The organism is Kosakonia sp. R1.Fl (assembly GCF_023516815.1).
GTDB lineage: Bacteria > Pseudomonadota > Gammaproteobacteria > Enterobacterales > Enterobacteriaceae > Kosakonia.
Window position 1 is genome coordinate 306,735 of sequence record NZ_JAMGSQ010000001.1, and the last position, 16,045, is coordinate 322,779.

At 54.8% G+C, this 16,045-nt stretch carries 13 protein-coding genes; 12 read left to right on the forward strand and 1 reads right to left on the reverse strand.

All coding sequences use genetic code 11. The annotated features are described in order from the left end of the window. Positions 1-372 precede the first annotated feature (372 nt). From M8Q36_RS01460 to oxyR, 9 genes are all read left to right on the forward strand, one after another. Positions 373-765, forward strand: a complete 393-nt coding sequence (locus tag M8Q36_RS01460) for a hypothetical protein (protein WP_249879791.1) — start codon at positions 373-375, stop codon at positions 763-765. A 190-nt stretch (positions 766-955) separates the two neighbouring features. Next, complete coding sequence (gene bcsA, locus M8Q36_RS01465) at positions 956-3,073, forward strand: UDP-forming cellulose synthase catalytic subunit (RefSeq protein WP_249879792.1); 2,118 nt, start codon at positions 956-958, stop codon at positions 3,071-3,073. Beyond that, the gene (bcsB, locus tag M8Q36_RS01470) at positions 3,063-5,381 is read left to right on the forward strand and encodes a cellulose biosynthesis cyclic di-GMP-binding regulatory protein BcsB (protein ID WP_249879793.1); all 2,319 of its coding nucleotides are present in this window, start codon (positions 3,063-3,065) and stop codon (positions 5,379-5,381) included. Before bcsA ends, bcsB begins: the two co-directional genes overlap by 11 nt. Continuing rightward, positions 5,378-9,079, forward strand: coding sequence for a cellulose biosynthesis protein BcsC (locus M8Q36_RS01475; RefSeq protein ID WP_249879794.1), 3,702 nt, complete (start codon positions 5,378-5,380; stop codon positions 9,077-9,079). Before bcsB ends, M8Q36_RS01475 begins: the two co-directional genes overlap by 4 nt. Positions 9,080-9,091: 12 nt before the next feature. Further along, positions 9,092-9,553 (forward strand): cellulose biosynthesis protein BcsD, encoded by a 462-nt coding sequence (gene bcsD / locus M8Q36_RS01480; RefSeq protein WP_044489478.1) that lies wholly within the window; start codon positions 9,092-9,094, stop codon positions 9,551-9,553. A gap of 46 nt (positions 9,554-9,599) precedes the next feature. After that, positions 9,600-10,559: a sensor domain-containing diguanylate cyclase gene (locus tag M8Q36_RS01485; RefSeq protein WP_249879795.1), complete on the forward strand. Its 960-nt coding sequence runs from the start codon at positions 9,600-9,602 to the stop codon at positions 10,557-10,559. Between the two features lie 34 nt (positions 10,560-10,593). After that, a complete protein-coding gene (gene galU, locus M8Q36_RS01490) occupies positions 10,594-11,523 on the forward strand; it encodes a UTP--glucose-1-phosphate uridylyltransferase GalU (RefSeq protein ID WP_283945927.1) in 930 nt (309 codons plus the stop codon). Positions 11,524-11,566: 43 nt separating this feature from the next. Beyond that, positions 11,567-12,577, forward strand: a complete 1,011-nt coding sequence (locus tag M8Q36_RS01495) for a family 8 glycosyl hydrolase (protein WP_249879796.1) — start codon at positions 11,567-11,569, stop codon at positions 12,575-12,577. A gap of 210 nt (positions 12,578-12,787) precedes the next feature. Beyond that, positions 12,788-13,702, forward strand: a complete 915-nt coding sequence (oxyR, locus tag M8Q36_RS01500; RefSeq protein WP_249879797.1) for a DNA-binding transcriptional regulator OxyR — start codon at positions 12,788-12,790, stop codon at positions 13,700-13,702. Positions 13,703-13,759: 57 nt separating this feature from the next. Here oxyR and M8Q36_RS01505 read toward each other — a convergent pair whose 3' ends face one another. Continuing rightward, on the reverse strand, positions 13,760-14,137 hold the full coding sequence (locus M8Q36_RS01505; RefSeq protein ID WP_249879798.1) for a hypothetical protein: 378 nt from the start codon (positions 14,135-14,137) through the stop codon (positions 13,760-13,762). Between the two features lie 483 nt (positions 14,138-14,620). On the opposite strand from M8Q36_RS01505, the gene M8Q36_RS01510 reads away from it, so the two are divergent. The 3 genes from M8Q36_RS01510 to M8Q36_RS01520 all read left to right on the forward strand — a co-directional run bounded on the left by M8Q36_RS01510 (position 14,621) and on the right by M8Q36_RS01520 (position 16,035). Continuing rightward, entirely contained in the window at positions 14,621-15,337 is a 717-nt protein-coding gene (locus M8Q36_RS01510; protein ID WP_249879799.1) for a nitroreductase family protein, read from the forward strand. Between the two features lie 137 nt (positions 15,338-15,474). After that, the gene (locus M8Q36_RS01515; RefSeq protein WP_020455098.1) at positions 15,475-15,720 is read left to right on the forward strand and encodes a type II toxin-antitoxin system CcdA family antitoxin; all 246 of its coding nucleotides are present in this window, start codon (positions 15,475-15,477) and stop codon (positions 15,718-15,720) included. A 3-nt stretch (positions 15,721-15,723) separates the two neighbouring features. Then, a complete protein-coding gene (locus M8Q36_RS01520) occupies positions 15,724-16,035 on the forward strand; it encodes a CcdB family protein (protein WP_249879800.1) in 312 nt (103 codons plus the stop codon). Positions 16,036-16,045 lie beyond the last annotated feature (10 nt).

Here is a 16,045-nt window from a genome sequence, read left to right on the forward strand (position 1 = left end):
AATTATGGAGATTTTAATTATACGTGCTCATTAATAAAAATACTGACATAACGCACAGCGATAATATTTTCCTCTTTTCCCTCGCCATCCCGCGTATTTAGCGGCCCCGACGCAATGCACGGCAATAAATAAACGTTGCATTCATAGATGCATTTAATAAGTGACTGGCTATTTATCGATAACGTCACTTGACCTTAACTGACCGCCACCGACAGTATATAAGGAAATTCTCATTTAAAGCGGGATACGGAAACTAATATTAACGACACACCGCCCGTTTTAACGCGAAACCCTGTTAGCGAATAAAAGAGAAAACAACAACCACGTGCTTATATTAGCGCATATTCAACACATCGGAGTCAGGCAAATACTATGTATGATGATTTAGGTTCTTTGGCTGAAAAACTGAAGATGTCCGGTGTTTCTTTCCAGGAAATGAGTGATGAAGATGGTGCAACAATGCAAGCAGTAACCACAACAGCAGCCACATCCGGGGTTAATGACGACATGCAGGGCGCTACGCTTGCGGCAACGCCGGCGAGCCACAAGGAGGCTAACCAGGCCAGCGCACCTGTGGACATCCCGGCTAACACCCTTTCCTGGCCTAAAAATAAACCGGTACCGGTGCCCGCCCCTGACGCGTTTAGCGCCTCCGCTAACGGTATTTTGCAGAGCGTGGCCGCCCTTCACCGCCCGGCGGAGATGGACGTTCGCGAGCGCAATCCAGTTCGGCTGGATATGTTATTTTCCGTTATTGGCAAATAATACTGCTCAACCATGTGAGATCTTCACCTGGTAATAATAACGCACGATTTTTCATGGCCTGCGGCCCGGTAAACAGTAGCGATTTTTAACTGGCCGGATAAATCCGTCTCGTCATGAATTTTAACTGGTAACCGGAAGACATTGTCGCGCCGGTATGCCTTTATTCTTTTCTGTGCAAGATGATAACAACATGAAAAAAATCATCGGAATTATTTTCACGCTGATGCTGCTGTTATTATCGCTGCTGGTAGTGATTACTCCCATGAGCAGCGATAAACAATACCTTTTTGGCCTTAGCGTGATGGCAGTGGTATTTATCCTGGGAAGAGTAAAAAGCAAAAAAGCCGTACTGGCAATGCTTTCCCTCTCCGTATTGATGTCGACACGTTATATTTGGTGGCGCGCCACGACCACGCTGCATTTTGATTCGACGGTAGAGATGCTGCTCGGCAGTTTACTGTTTGCTGCGGAAATTTACTCATGGACGATTTTACTGCTGGGTTATATTCAAATGGCGTGGCCATTAGAACGCCCGATTGCGCCTTTACCGGCCGATAAATCAACCTGGCCGACCGTCGATATTTATGTCCCCTCTTATAATGAAAGCCTTGAGGTCGTTCGCGATACGGTTCTGGCGGCGCAGTGTATCGAATATCCGCAAGATAAAGTGAAGGTGTATATTCTTGACGATGGAAAGCGCGACGAATTCCGTGATTTCGCCGCTGAAGCGGGCGTTGGCTATATTACCCGCCCGGATAACAGCCACGCGAAAGCCGGTAATCTCAACCACGCGATGACCATCACCCACGGCGAGCTTATCTGCGTGTTCGACTGCGACCACGTGGCAACGCGCGTGTTCCTGCAAGCCACGATTGGCGAGTTTTTCCGTGACGATAAACTGGCGCTGATCCAGACGCCGCACCACTTCTATTCGCTCGATCCGTTTGAGCGCAACCTGACGGCGGCAAAGCGCGTTCCGCACGAAGGGGCATTGTTCTACGGCCCGGTGCAGCAGGGCAATGACAACTGGAACGCCACGTTCTTCTGCGGCTCCTGCGCGGTGATCCGCCGTAGCGCGCTCAATGAAGTTGGCGGCTTTGCCGTGGAAACCGTGACTGAAGATGCGCACACCGCGCTGAAATTACAGCGTCGCGGCTGGAACACCGCGTTTCTGGATATTCCGCTGGCGGCGGGACTGGCAACCGAACGTCTGGCGCTGCACGTTAACCAGCGTATTCGCTGGGCGCGCGGCATGACGCAGATTTTCCGTATCGACAACCCGCTGTTAGGCCGTGGCCTGAAGCTAACGCAGCGCATCTGCTATCTCAACGCCATGCTGCACTTCCAGTATGGCCTGCCGCGTGTGGTGTTCCTGACCTCGCCGCTGGTGTTTATGTTATTCAATCTGAACATTATTTCGTCGTCGGCAACGCTGATTTTCGCCTATGTATTGCCACATCTGGTGCTGTCGACAATGGTCAACTCGCGCATTACCGGGCGCTACCGCTACGCGTTCTGGGGCGAAATTTATGAAACGGTGATGGCGTACCACCTGATTCTGCCGACGCTACTCAGCCTGATTTCACCGCGTCTGGGCAAGTTTAACGTCACCGATAAAGGCGACCTGACCGACCGCGATTATTTCGATGCCCACACGGTACGCCCCTTGATCATCACCACCCTGCTGATGGTGGGCAGCATGATCTGGGTTGGCGTACGCTACTTTATGCATGATTACGCCGGTATCGATCCGCGCGTAATCCTGTTCAACATCGCCTGGGGCACGTTCAGTACCATTATTTTGCTGGCCTCCATTGCAGTGGCGAAAGAGACCAAACAGATCCGCAAAACCATTCGTATTTACGCCCGCTTGCCGGTCACCGTGCTGTTCTCTGACGGTTCAAAAATGCAGACCCGCACCTTTGACATCTCGATGGGCGGCGCGCGCGTGGCGCTGGTGAAAGGCGAAGATATGAGCCACAAAACCCCGGTACAAATCGAGCTGGGGCTGGGCGGTGAAATCGCCCATGTGCCAATTCGCGCCGCCGGGACTGGCGTAGGCGATCTCCGTCTTGAGTTCGACACCGTGGCGCTGAGCGAACGCCGTAAGCTGGTGCGCGTGGTGCTCTCCCGCGCCGATGCCTGGTATCGCCCGCCGCATGCGCCAGACCGCCCGCTGGTGTCGTTTATGGGGATTTTGCAGTGCGTGTATGAGCTGTTCTTCGGCCGCAAAAAAACCGTGAGTGGCTTTAACAGCCAGATGTCCGCCGTGGCGAAAAAACAGGAAGAGGTTAACAATGCGCTTTAACCCCTTCACTTTGACCGCCTTACTGGTGGGCGGCTTCAGCCCGATCTGCGCCTTTACAGCCCAGAACGACGCGCTGCCGGAATTACCGCTGCCGGTCACGCTGCAAGGCGCAAAACCGCAGCCGCAACCTGCACCCGTTGCGGGCAGCAGCAACCAGGATATTGCCAGCACGCTCAGCTTTGGCGATATGGGCGCAACCGGCGGTTTAACCCTCAGCGGCCAGCAGTTACAAAACGGCGTGTCGTTCAACCTGCCGGGCGATCTGGTGGTAACCAACGCGCATATCAATTTGAATGTGCAGGTTAACCGCAGCGATGTGAGCGGTGAAAACCTGCAACTGATGCTCAACGGCCAGCCGCTGGGCGCGATTCCGCTCGATCAGTTGCAGCAGGATAAAGGAGCCTGGAGCCTTGATGTGCCCGCGTCAATGATTGCGTCCAGCAACAACCTCAGCTTCCAGCTAAAAACCGGTGACGACATTATTAATAATGTCTGGAGCTGTCAGCGCGCGCTGCCCGCCGATTACAACGTGACGTTGCAGCCGGAATCGTCGTTGAATTACCAGGGATTATGGCTGAACGTGCGCAAAACTCTCGGAACATTCCCGCGCCCGTTCTTCGATGTGAAGCAGACCAAAGACCAGACGATTAGCATTGCTTATCCGGCCTCGCCGGATGCGGATGTGCTCACCGCGTCGGCAATTGTCGCCTCGCAGTTTGGCGCATTGAGTAATGGCAAACCCAGCCGCTTTGAGGTGCAGTACGACACCCTGCCTGCGGGCAATGGCATCCTGATTGGCAAACCCGGCCAGACCATCGGTGGCGTTAGCATTCCGCAGAGCAACGGCGCGGCATTGCAGGTTATCGACAACCCGCAAAACCCGGCATACAAGCTGTTGATCGTAAGCGGTCATAACGACATGCAACTGCGCCAGGCCGCCTGGCGGCTGAACATACCGGGGCTGCCGGACAGCGACACGCTGGATGTGCCGCCTCTGAAAGTGGCGCAACGCGCGGCCTGGGATGCTCCGCGCTGGATCAATACCGAACGTCCGGTGGCCATACGCTCTTTGCTCAGCGATGAAGGCGCGCTGGTGGCGCACGGCGTCTGGCACGGCGAGAATCAGTTGCCGTTTCGCACCGCGCCGGATCTGTTCTTATGGGACGGTTCTGCCGTTCCCCTGCATCTGAACTACAGCTTTGCGCAGAAAAACTGGCTCGACGATCAGGCATCGTTCCTCAATGTCAGCCTGAACGGCGAGTTTTTAAAACGCCTGCCGGTGAGCAAAGAGGGGTTACTGGCGCCAGTGCTGGCGACATTCGGTCTGTCGCACCGCCAGCAAAGCGCGGTGGTAAACATTGACCCACGGGCGATCCTCGGCAACAACCAGCTTGGCTTCTGGTTTGGCTTGCAGGCGCAGAAAAATGCCCCGTGTAACGCGCTGGCGGATGAGAACATTCAAAGCCGCATTGACGGCGACTCGACACTCGATTTCAGCCGCGCCTGGCACTTTGGCAAGCTGCCCAATCTGGCCTGGTTTAGCAGCGCTATGTTCCCGTTCACTCGCCATGCCGACCTGGCACATACCACGGTGCTGATGCCGGCACGCCCGTCCGCCGAGGATATCTCGCTGCTGCTAAATCTGATGGCGCAAGCCGGGCGCGATACCGGCGTAAGCGTCAATTACCTGCACCTGTTCACCGGCATGCCGGGGCAGGAAGAGGCACAAGCGCAGCTTGCTGACAGCGACATTCTGGCGATTGGCAGCCTGAGCAACCGAGAGCTGCTCGCGCCCCTGCTGCAAAACAGCGCGTTTACGCTCAACGAAAACACGCTCGAAGTGATGACCGCCAGCGTGGTCAACCGGGTGCTGTCACTGCTTAGCGGCGACCAGCCACGCACGGACATGGACGCCGCCGAATACCTGCTTGATACCAACCAGTGGCGTGGCCTGCTAAGCCTGCGCTCGCCGTGGAACGCACAACGCGTCGTCGTTATTGCCACCGGCACGGACAACCAGCAACTGGCCTTACTGCCAGCGGACATGAGCAAACCGGCATTTCTCGCCAATGCCGGCGGGGACTTCACCGCCATCAGCAATGCGGGCGACGTGCGAAGCTGGCGCGTGGGCGAGCAGTTCACCAGCGGCAACCTGCCGGGCTATATGAAAATTTTGTGGTTTGCCAGCGAGCATATTTTCTGGCTGGTCATCCTTGCCTGCCTGATTGCCGCCGTCACCGGTCCGATGTTGTTTAACGCGTTACAGCGCCATGCCCACCAACGCTTGCAGGATAAGACGAAGAAATGAATACGCGTAAACCACTGACGCACGCCTTTTATCTGCTCTGCCTGCTGGGAGCTTGTCACCCGGCGGCAGCGGCGGAAAGCACGGATGCGAACGCCAATGACACGGCGGTGAAAAAACTGCTGGCGCAGGCCAGTTACTGGCACAGCAAAGCCCACGACGAAATGGCCATCGACGCGCTGCAAAAAGTGCTGGCGGCGGATGACAAAAATATCGACGCCATGTATCTGCTGGCGCTCTACTCGTTGCAGCAAGGCAATGTTCAGCAGTCGGAAATCTGGCGGAAAAAAATCGCCGGGCTTTCGCCGCAAGATCCGCGCCTCAACGCGCTGAACAGCGCCAGCACGCTGCGTAATATCCCGCAGGATAAGCTCACTGCGGCCCGCCAGCTGGCAAGCCGTGGGCAGATTAAAGAGGCGATTGCCTCCTGGCGCGCGCTGTTTAACGGTAACCCGCCGCCGGACGATGTGGCGCTGGAGTATTACCAGACGATGGCAGGCGACAGCGCCAGTTGGTCAGAAGCGGTTGCCGCGATGCGCCAGCGCGCCAGCGTGATGCCGGATGATGTGCCGACCAGACAGGCGCTGGCGATGGCGCTCACCTACCAGGAGCCAACGCGCCGGGAAGGGATCGCACAGTTGAGCCGCCTTGCGCCGGACGATAAAAACGCCGACAAAGCGCTGCAACAAGCGCTGCTGTGGCTCGACGCCAAAGCGAGCGATCTCCCGGTCTACACCGCCTATGCGCAGCGCCACCCGGAAGATAGCGCGCCGATGGATCACTACCGCAAAAGCGTGGAGGGCGATGCCACCAAAGCCGGGTTTGATGCGTTAAACGGCGGCGATTTGGGTGGCGCGAAAGATAAGTTTGCCGAAGCGCTACAAACCCGCGCCAACAACGGCAACGCGCTGGCCGGGATGGGTTACGTCGCGCTGCGACAGAATAATTTCAGTGATGCGGAAAAATTCCTGCGCCGCGCCGCCCAGGAGGACACCACTAACCCGAACAGCGCGCAGTGGGCGAAAGATGCCGATAACGCTCGCTTTTACGGCGCGCTCGGCCAGGCGCGCAGCCTGAGCCAGAAAGGCAGCTACGATCAAGCGCTGGCAAGCCTTGAGGGCAGCAGCACTAATGACGACAGCCAACAACTGGCGGCGGAGATGCTGCGCGCCGACATCCTGCGCCGCCAAGGAAAATTGCCGCAAGCAGAAGAGATTTATCGCAAGCTGCTGGCTGAACGCCCACAAAACACCGATATCCGCACCGGCCTGTGGTGGGTGTTAAAGCAGCAAAACAAGCAAAGCGAAGCGGACGCCATGCTGCGTACCTTGCCCGCCAGTCTGCGCACCCGCTTTGCCGCCGTCGGCGATAACGGCGATGGCGAACGCAAAGCCGCGCAGTCGGCACTGGAGGCGGGCAACAGCTCACGCGCGATGCAAATTTTACAGTCGGCGTCCGGTAAATATCCGCAAAACGTCTGGCTGCAACTCGACTATGCGCGCGCTTTACGCAAAGCCGGACAGAAACAGCAAGCCGCGACGGTAATGGTCGCCGTTACCACTCGCAATAACACCAGCAAAGAGGCGCTGTATGCCGCCGCGGTTTTCGCCGCCGAAGAGAACGACTGGTCACGCGCGCAAAGCCTGCTCGCCCGCGTACCGCGCAGCAGCTACAGCGCCGATATGACAGCGCTCAGCACGCGCGTGCAAACCAACCAGCAATTGGATATTGCCCGTAACTATTTACGGCTCGGTAATGCTGCTGCCGCGCGTAACTCGCTGCTGGCGCTGCAACGTAACCCGCCGCAAAGCCCGGTCGATGTTGGCCGTCTGGCAGAACTGTTAATGCAAAGTGGTGACAGCAGCGGCGCGCTGCAAGTAGTGCGGGAAAACCAGGCACAGGGGCTGCACGGTTCGGTGGTCGATTACGCCGGGCAGATCCGCGTGCTCAATCAGGCCGGTCAGTTCGCCGAAGCGGAGAGCATTCTCAACGCCCCGGCGCTGCAAAACGGCACCAGCCAGCAGGAGATGAACGATATCCGTACCGGCAGCCTGATTGCCCGCGCCGACCGCCTGCGGGAAAAAGGACAAATTGGCAAAGCGTGGAATCTGCTCATGCCGGAGCTGCAACGCAACCCGACCAATACGGATTTACTGCTGGCGGTTGGACGCATTTACCAGGCCGATCACATGGATGACAAAGCCACGGAGATCTACCAGTACGTGCTGCGCAAATCCCCGCGCGATAAACAGGCGCTGACCGGGCTGGTAAACCTGGCGCTGGCGCGTGGCGATAACGATGCGGCGCGGCGGGCGTTCTCCACGCTTGAGCCAAGCCAGGATGCCGATTACATGCTGCTGGCGGCGCGTGTCGCCGCCGCTAACGGTGAAAACCAGCGCGCCATGTCGCTGTTGCGCACTGCCCAGTGGCGTCTGCAACAGGGGGATGAGAACGACAACGACGAACTCAGCGCCGTGATGTCCCTACCCTCGCCGACGCGCCAGGCGCAGTTAACGGCAATGAGCGGCATCAACAGCATGATGCGCGATTTGCAGGAAAAGAGCGCCACGTGGACCAGCGCGGGCGTCTCGCTGCGTAGCCGTAATGGGGAATCCGGCCTTGGCGCGCTGGATGAAGTGCAGGCACCGATGATCCTCTCCGGTGCCATTGGCGACGCCACGCGCCTGAGCCTGAATGTCACACCGGTATCGCTCAATGCGGGAGAGATGTCCGGCGAAACGGCGAACCGCTTTGGTTCCGGGGCGCTGGAGCATGCGGAAAAACTGGCGCAAGCGGCGGCAAGCACCTCAACCACCACCAGCTCGACGAATGCCGCTTCGCAGGGCAGCCAGCAGGCGAACGGCGTTGCCGCCAGCCTCAGCATGAGCGGCGACAGCTATAAGCTGGATATCGGCAGCACGCCGACCGGCGGCGAGTTCACCCGGCTGGTGGGCGGCGTGGAGTGGAACCCGAAACTGACGCAAAACAGCTCGCTGAACCTGAAAGCAGAGCGCCGCGCGGTGACCGACAGCCTGCTCTCTTATGTCGGCGTGAAGGATAAAAGCACCGGTGAGAGTTGGGGCGGCATTACCCGCAATGGCGTGTCGGCGCAATTCGCCTGGGATAACGAGTTAATCGGGCTTTACAGCAAATTAGGTTTCGACACCTATGTTGGCACCAACGTACCGACCAACCACGCGGTGAGCGCGCAGGCGGGCAGCTATTTACGGCCGTGGAAAACCGCCGACAGCGAACTGAAAGTCGGGGTTAACGTCAACTACATGAACTTTGACCGTAACCTCAGTTACTACACGCTCGGCCAGGGCGGTTATTTCAGCCCGCAGGATTTTATGGCGGTTTCGCTGCCGGTCACGCTGACGCGCCATCTTAACGACTGGGACCTGACGCTCAACGGCGCGGTGGGTTACCAGTCCTACAAACAGAGTAAGAGCGACTATTTCCCCGGCCACAGCAGCCTGCAGTCGCAGTTAAACAGCTACGCCAGCGACGATGACGATGTGGATGCGGTTTACAAAGCCACCTCGAAAAACGGCATTGGCTACACGTTGGGCGTGGATGCGCGCTACCACCTCAGCGACAACCTGGCTCTGGGTGCGAACTTAGGCTATGACACCTTCGGCAGTTATAACGAAGGTAAAGCGTTGTTTTATTTCAAATATTACGTCGATCAAGATAAATAACCCGTGGGACAGATGATGTTTAGCAATCAGGACACTTATTTACAACGCAATTATCAGGCTGGCTGGCATGACCTGGTGTATCTGTTTTTTAACGAATACACCGAAGGCCGTGGCGATAAAGATCCCGACGCCCTGAGACGCATCGGCCAGATGATGGCTCAGTGGTATCCCATTGATAACGCCACCACGGTGAGCGAACTGGAAGCCAGCATCAACCGGGTGCTGGAACTGTTCAACTGGGGTTTTGTGAAAATGGCACCGGCGCAGCGCGAGCTGATCCTGCTGCACTGCGCCTGGCCGCACGCGCCGGAGTACCGCGATGAAGCGGGCTGGCGCCGTGCCAGTGCGTATGTGCTGGAAGGGGCTTACTCCCAGTGGCTGGTATCGCAGGGGGCGGGCAACCAGGTTCCGGTACGCTGGAAAGACAACGCCACGGAAGATGTACTGATTTTCCGCTACGCCATCGGCGAATAAGTACACAAAGGCATGAAAACTCTATATCAACGATCAGGTGATCATCATGGTGAATGAAATTATGGTTTCAGGCAGGAAACTTGAAATCGAAGCCGTTAATTATATGGAGGATAATGCCTTTGTTTCGCTGGTGCTCGACACCGCCGGGCGGCTGATTCACGCCAGCCCGTTCTTTTATCAGCTCACCGGCTTTACGCCGGATGAAGTGACAGGCCAGGTGCTGTTTCAGACCGCGGACGACGAAGCGGAAATGTCGCTGGCGGCGGCGATAAATATCGCCAAAACCACCGGCGATAATTGGCAGGGAGAAATATCCCAGCGTAAAAAGAGCGGTGAAATTGTCTGGCTCGACACCCGCTTAATGCCTAAGCGAGATGAGCGAGGTGAAATATTCGCGTTTATTTTGTTGGGCTTTGATATTACCCGGCATATGGCGATTCGCGAGAAATTACATTTTCGTGCTCACAACGATGCATTAACCAAAACGCTGAATCGCCAGGGCTACTATATTCGCAGCCGTAAGAAAATCCGTGCCGCCAATGCGCGCGGCGCGCAGATTGTGGTGGCGATCCTCGATCTCGATAATTTTAAAAACATTAACGACGACCTGGGTCACGCCGCCGGTGACGAGGTGCTGCGCTGTTTTATCAGCCGGGTGAAACAGTGTATTTCTCGCGGCACGCTGCTTGGCAGGCTTGGCGGCGATGAATTTGCGCTGACGTACATTGAAGGTGTCGACGAACCTGCCGGGCGTGGCGTGTTGCAATTAATTGTCGAAGCCACCCGCCAGCCGATGTATTTGCAATACCTGCAACAGACGGTGGAATTATCGGTCAGTATTGGCGTCGCCAGTTATCCCGAACATGGGCCGAATTTTTCTTCCATTTTAAAAGCCGCCGATACCGCCCTTTATAAAGTGAAGGCGCGAGGCGGTGATAATTATATTAACTACCAGGTTCCGGGCATTAATGAATCGGGTGGCATCATTAACACCGTTGTGTGTTGATATTTAAACAGCAATAAAAAAAAAGGAAATTACTATGTTAAAGGCTGTAATCCCAGTGGCAGGCCTCGGCACGCGTATGCTTCCGGCAACCAAGGCTATTCCGAAAGAGATGTTACCCATCGTCGATAAGCCGCTTATCCAGTACATCGTGCAGGAGTGCTACGCCTGCGGGATCCGCGAGATCGTGCTGGTGACGCACTCGTCTAAAAACGCCATTGAAAACCACTTCGACACCTCTTTTGAGCTGGAGTCGCTGCTGGAATCGCGCGTAAAAAACCAGCTGCTGGAAGAAGTGCGCACCATCTGCCCGGCAGGGATGAACATTATGCATGTGCGCCAGGGCCACTCGAAAGGCCTTGGTCACGCGGTGCTGTGCGCTGAGCCGCTGATTGGCGATAACGATTTTGTCGTCGTGCTGCCGGATGTGCTGATCGACGATAGCCAGTGTGATATGGCGCAGGACAACCTGGCGGCGATGATCAACCGCTTTACCACCACCGGCGCCAGCCAGTTAATGATCGAGCAGGTTAATCACGACGACGTTTCACGTTATGGCGTGGTGGATTGCGGCGGTGAAAACCTGCCCGCCGGTGGTTTCGGCCAGGTACAGGGCATGGTGGAAAAACCGCCGGTCGATGAAGCGCCATCCGATATGGCGGTGGTGGGTCGCTATGTGTTGTCGAAAGCGATTTGGCCGCTGCTGCATAAAACGCCGGTTGGCGCGGGCGGCGAAATTCAACTGACCGATGCTATCGCTATGTTGCTGGCCCGCGAGCCGGTTGAAGCCTATGCCCTGACCGGCAAGTCACACGACTGCGGCGACAAAATTGGCTATATGAAAGCGTTTGTGGAGTACGGCCTGCGCCACGGCGCGACCGGCCCGGCTTTCCGCCACTGGCTGCAGCATGAACTGGCGATCAAGCCGGTGGCTGAGGTCGTAGAACGTATCGCTGAAGCGGTGTAACGCCTGGGCAGGTAACTGCCCTATCTCTACCACAGGAAATCTCATGTTAAGAACCACCTGGCTCATGCCGTGTTTGTTACTGTCGCTGGCCATGACCGCTTTTTCAGCCCACAGCCAGGACAGTAACTGGGTGCTATTTAAGCAGAATTACCTGAGCCAGGATGGCCGCATTGTTGACCATGAAAACGGCGATATCAGCCATTCGGAAGGTCAGGGATATGGCATGTTACTGGCGGTAATAAACGATGATCCCGCCACGTTTGAAAAAGTGTGGCGCTGGACGCGCAACACCTTATTACGCCCGTCGCTGTGGCTGTTTGCCTGGCGTTACGATCCGAAGGCGCAGAAAGTGACTGATGAGAATAATGCCAGCGACGGCGATACGCTGATTGCCTGGGCCTTATTGCTGGCCGGTAATAAGTGGCACGATCAGAGTTACCTGACGGCTTCGGATAATATTCAGGATGCGTTGATAAATTGCCTGATCATTGAGCAAGATTCCCGCTTGCTTATGTTGCCGGGGCTGAGCGGTTTTACCAAAAACGACGGCTACATTGTTAACCCCTCTTATTTTATTTTTCCGGCGTGGGAGAGCTTCTGGCAGCAGCGGCATAATGAGATTTGGCTTAAGTTAAAAAAGTCGAGTCTCGAATTGCTCAATAAAGCGCGCTTCGGTAAGCCGCAGCTGCCCAGCGACTGGATTTTTATTAAGAATAGTGGTGAAGTCATGCCTGCCGAAAACTGGCCGGCGCGATTTAGTTATGACGCGATTCGCATTCCGCTGTATTTAAGCCTCAGCGATACGCAAACGCATTCGATGGAGAATTTCCGTCATTATTGGGCGAATTATGCCCGCAGCACCACGCCTGCGTGGGTGAGTGTCTCCGGCGACGAACGGGCAAGTTACGCGATGTCCGGCGGCATGCTGGCAGTGCGTGATTTAACGATGGGCGACTATCAGCAAATGGATACATCTGTACGATCGGGCGAAGGTTATTATTTGTCCGTGTTGCATATGTTGTCGCTTTTTGCCGTCTCATTAAAAACGAAATAGTGGTAAAGCAGCAGTGCCGGCGCGGGATTGCGCAGGAGTCAGGCAGGAAGCTTCAAGCGCGAAATGAATAATAAAAACCATCAAATCTCATGTGCAAACATGAGGGGGAAAACCTGATGACTGAGTTGAAAACAATCACACGTCATTTGCACAGCATGTTGTTACAGGCGGGTTCTCAGCAGAACGGAAACTTGCGCCCCGGGGAACACAATGAACATCCGTAATCTTGAGTACCTTGTCGCGCTGGCGAAACATCGCCATTTTCAGCGCGCTGCCGAGGCCTGTAATGTCAGCCAGCCAACGCTCAGCGCCCAGTTACGCAAACTGGAAAATGAGCTGGGTTTGCAGTTACTGGAACGTACCACGCGTAAGATCCGTTTCACACAAACCGGGTTGCGACTGGTTGAGCAAACCCAGGTGGTGCTGCGCGAAATTGAAGCGCTGAAAAATATGGCCAGCAGCAGCCATTATCAGAACCTGATGCAGACGCTGGATGTCGGTATTATTCCGACGCTCGCGCCCTATATTTTTTCCCATCTCAATACGGTGTGCCGCGAAAATTTCCCGGAAATCGAACTGGAAATTCACGAAGCGCAAACCAACCAGTTGCTGCATATGCTGGAGTCGGACGCCATTAAATGCGCGATCATGACGTCCAATAAAGACACCAGCAAATATGTCGAGCTGCCGCTGTTTGACGAACCGCTGGTGCTGGGCGTAAGCCATCAGCACCCCTATTCGCGAATGAGCGAAATCGATATGGGACATCTGAAGAATAATAAGATTTTGATGGTGGATGACGGCAATTGCCTGCACAGCCAGGTACTGCGTTACTGCTATCAATTTGAGCTGGAGCCGGATTCACGCTTTGTCGCCATGCATCTGGAAACCCTGCGACGCGGTGTGGCGTTTAATCGCGGCGTCTCTTTCTTTCCGCTGCTTTCCACGCAGCAGGGCGGCAACGAGAATATTCGTTATATTCGCTGCGTGAGCCCGGAGCCAAAACGTAAAGTGGTGCTGATTTTCCATCGCAGCGATCCGATGCGCAAGAAATATGAAATTCTGCGCAACGTCATTGCCCGCTATATGGAACGTTACCTTCTCGATTACAACGTTATGGCGTGAACTTAACCGCGCGGTTGTGGAATAGTCGCCGCCCGGCCTTTTTAATTTTCGCGACAATCACGCACCATGCGTGGTTGTCGTTTTTGCCATTAGCCCCTGCATAATCTCGTCCGGCAATAACTTGCCCCGGTGATACATCTCTTCAATAGCCAGCCACAGGCTGACCAGCATGATTGTATAGTCGGCAATCGGCGCAGGCGCATTCAGTTCTGCCATAAAAGGAAAGCGTGCAAGTAACTGTTCTCTGTTTTCCGTGGTCACTGCGCCGTGATAATAAGGTGCAGCGAGCAAGCGATACGTTTCCGATTCAGCAACAGATGAGGCCCAGGATAAACGCACCGCAATGGTCTCGACAAAAGGCGGGATCGGGATATTTTGCACCGCCTGTGGATCCGGGGGCAAAGGCAGGTCCTGACCGAATGATTGAATTTTCATTTTTTTCCTCGATGCCTGGCGAAACTCTATTCATCGACCAGTCTGGAAAATACTTTAGGAATATTATTTAAAATAGAGAATAACAGGAAAATTAGCTATGCGGTTCGTCTTAAAACGTTAAAAAAATCATATAAAGCAAAAGGTTAATTCATGATCAATTATTGATGCCATCGATCTAAATATCCATTTTTCATTTATTTTATAAATTAAACGCCGCCTTGCTCAGGTTATTGTTGAATATTATTGAGCTTATTCCGCCTGCAAGATGAAAATCTATCACATAATGCAGAAATGCGAGGTTCAGGATTATCTCAACAGCCTTGCCCTTTTTCACATCATCACGATATGGATGCCGTGACACATCTTTTTTTGCGCCAAATACCACGCTTTCTTTCATCTATTTGAAGGATGGAAATGCTCTGGCCTATGCTCTGATAATGACACTTTGAACCCCACTGACGCTCATGACAGGAGCCGCACCTGATGGATCCGTTTCAGCAAATATTAAAATCAACGCTCGCCCGCACCGATGACGCACCACCTGCCATCAAGCCTCAGGCATTGCTGGAAGCGGAGTTAAAACCGAGGATTGCTCACGTTGCGGTGGACGACTTCCTCTCGCTCGCCAAAGCGCGCAGAACCATTTATACCCTCGGCAAAGATTTGCCCATCGCCGAAGATGAGGTGGTTGACATCATTAAAGAGGCCATCCGCCAGGCGCCGTCGGCGTTTAACTCGCAGAGTTCGCGCGCGCTGATCCTGCTCGGTAAAGAGCACGATCGTTTCTGGGAGATGGTGCGCGATCAACTGCGCAAAGTGATCCCGGCGGAGAGCTTTCACGCCACTGCCGATAAACTCGACGGGTTTGCCGCTGCGGCCGGTTCCGTGCTGTTTTTTGAAGATCAGGAAGTGGTCACTCACATGCAACGTCAGTACATTGCGTATGCCGATAATTTCCCCGTCTGGTCAGAACAGAGCAGCGGTATCGCCCAGTACGCGGTGTGGCTGGCGCTGGCGGAAAAGAGCATTGGCGCGAATCTGCAGCACTATAACCCGTTAATTGATCTCGATGTTCGCGCCGCGTGGCAGATCCCGGAAAGCTGGAAGCTACGCGCAGAAATGAATTTTGGTTCGATTATCGCTGCCGCTGATGAAAAGAGCTATATCGACGACGATAAGCGCTTTATCGTCGCGAGATAACGATATTGATAAAGATATTGCCCGCTGAGCGGGCAATTCTTTTTCTCCGCCACGTATTGGTATTGTACAAATTTTGGCTAGATGGCATGCAAACACCTGCGTATACTACACACATCTATACACAGGAGGGGGACGTCATGCCTGCTACTGCACCTAAACAGCGAAACAAGCAAAATGTCAGCGTGACCGTCGAGCGCGAGCTACTGGAACAAGCGCGCAAAGAAGGCATCAACCTTTCGCAAACACTTGCGACCGCCTTGCAAGGTGAACTGCGCAATCTGGCAGCTGAGCGCTGGAAGCGCGAAAATGCCGCCGCCATTGCCGATCTAAATGAATTTATTGCCGAACGCGGCCACTTCTCGGATGAACACAGGAAGTTTTAATCCATGCAATATTCGGTTTATCGGAACAAAAGTAACAGCCGGGATTTCCCGTTTCTGCTGGATGTACAGAGCGATATTATCGGTAGCATGAACTCGCGGGTGATGATCCCGCTCTGCCCACTGGCGGATTACAAAGATCGCCGCCGGGTTGAGCGGTTAAACCCGGTACTGGAGATCGAAGGGAACTCGTATTTGCTACTGACCCACGATCTTGCAGGCGTCAGCCTGGCGATTTTGGGTGAAGAGGTTTGCAGTATGCGCGCGCAGCGCGACGTGATCCGCAACGCGATGGATTTTATTTTTGACGGGATTTGAAGTGACTGAA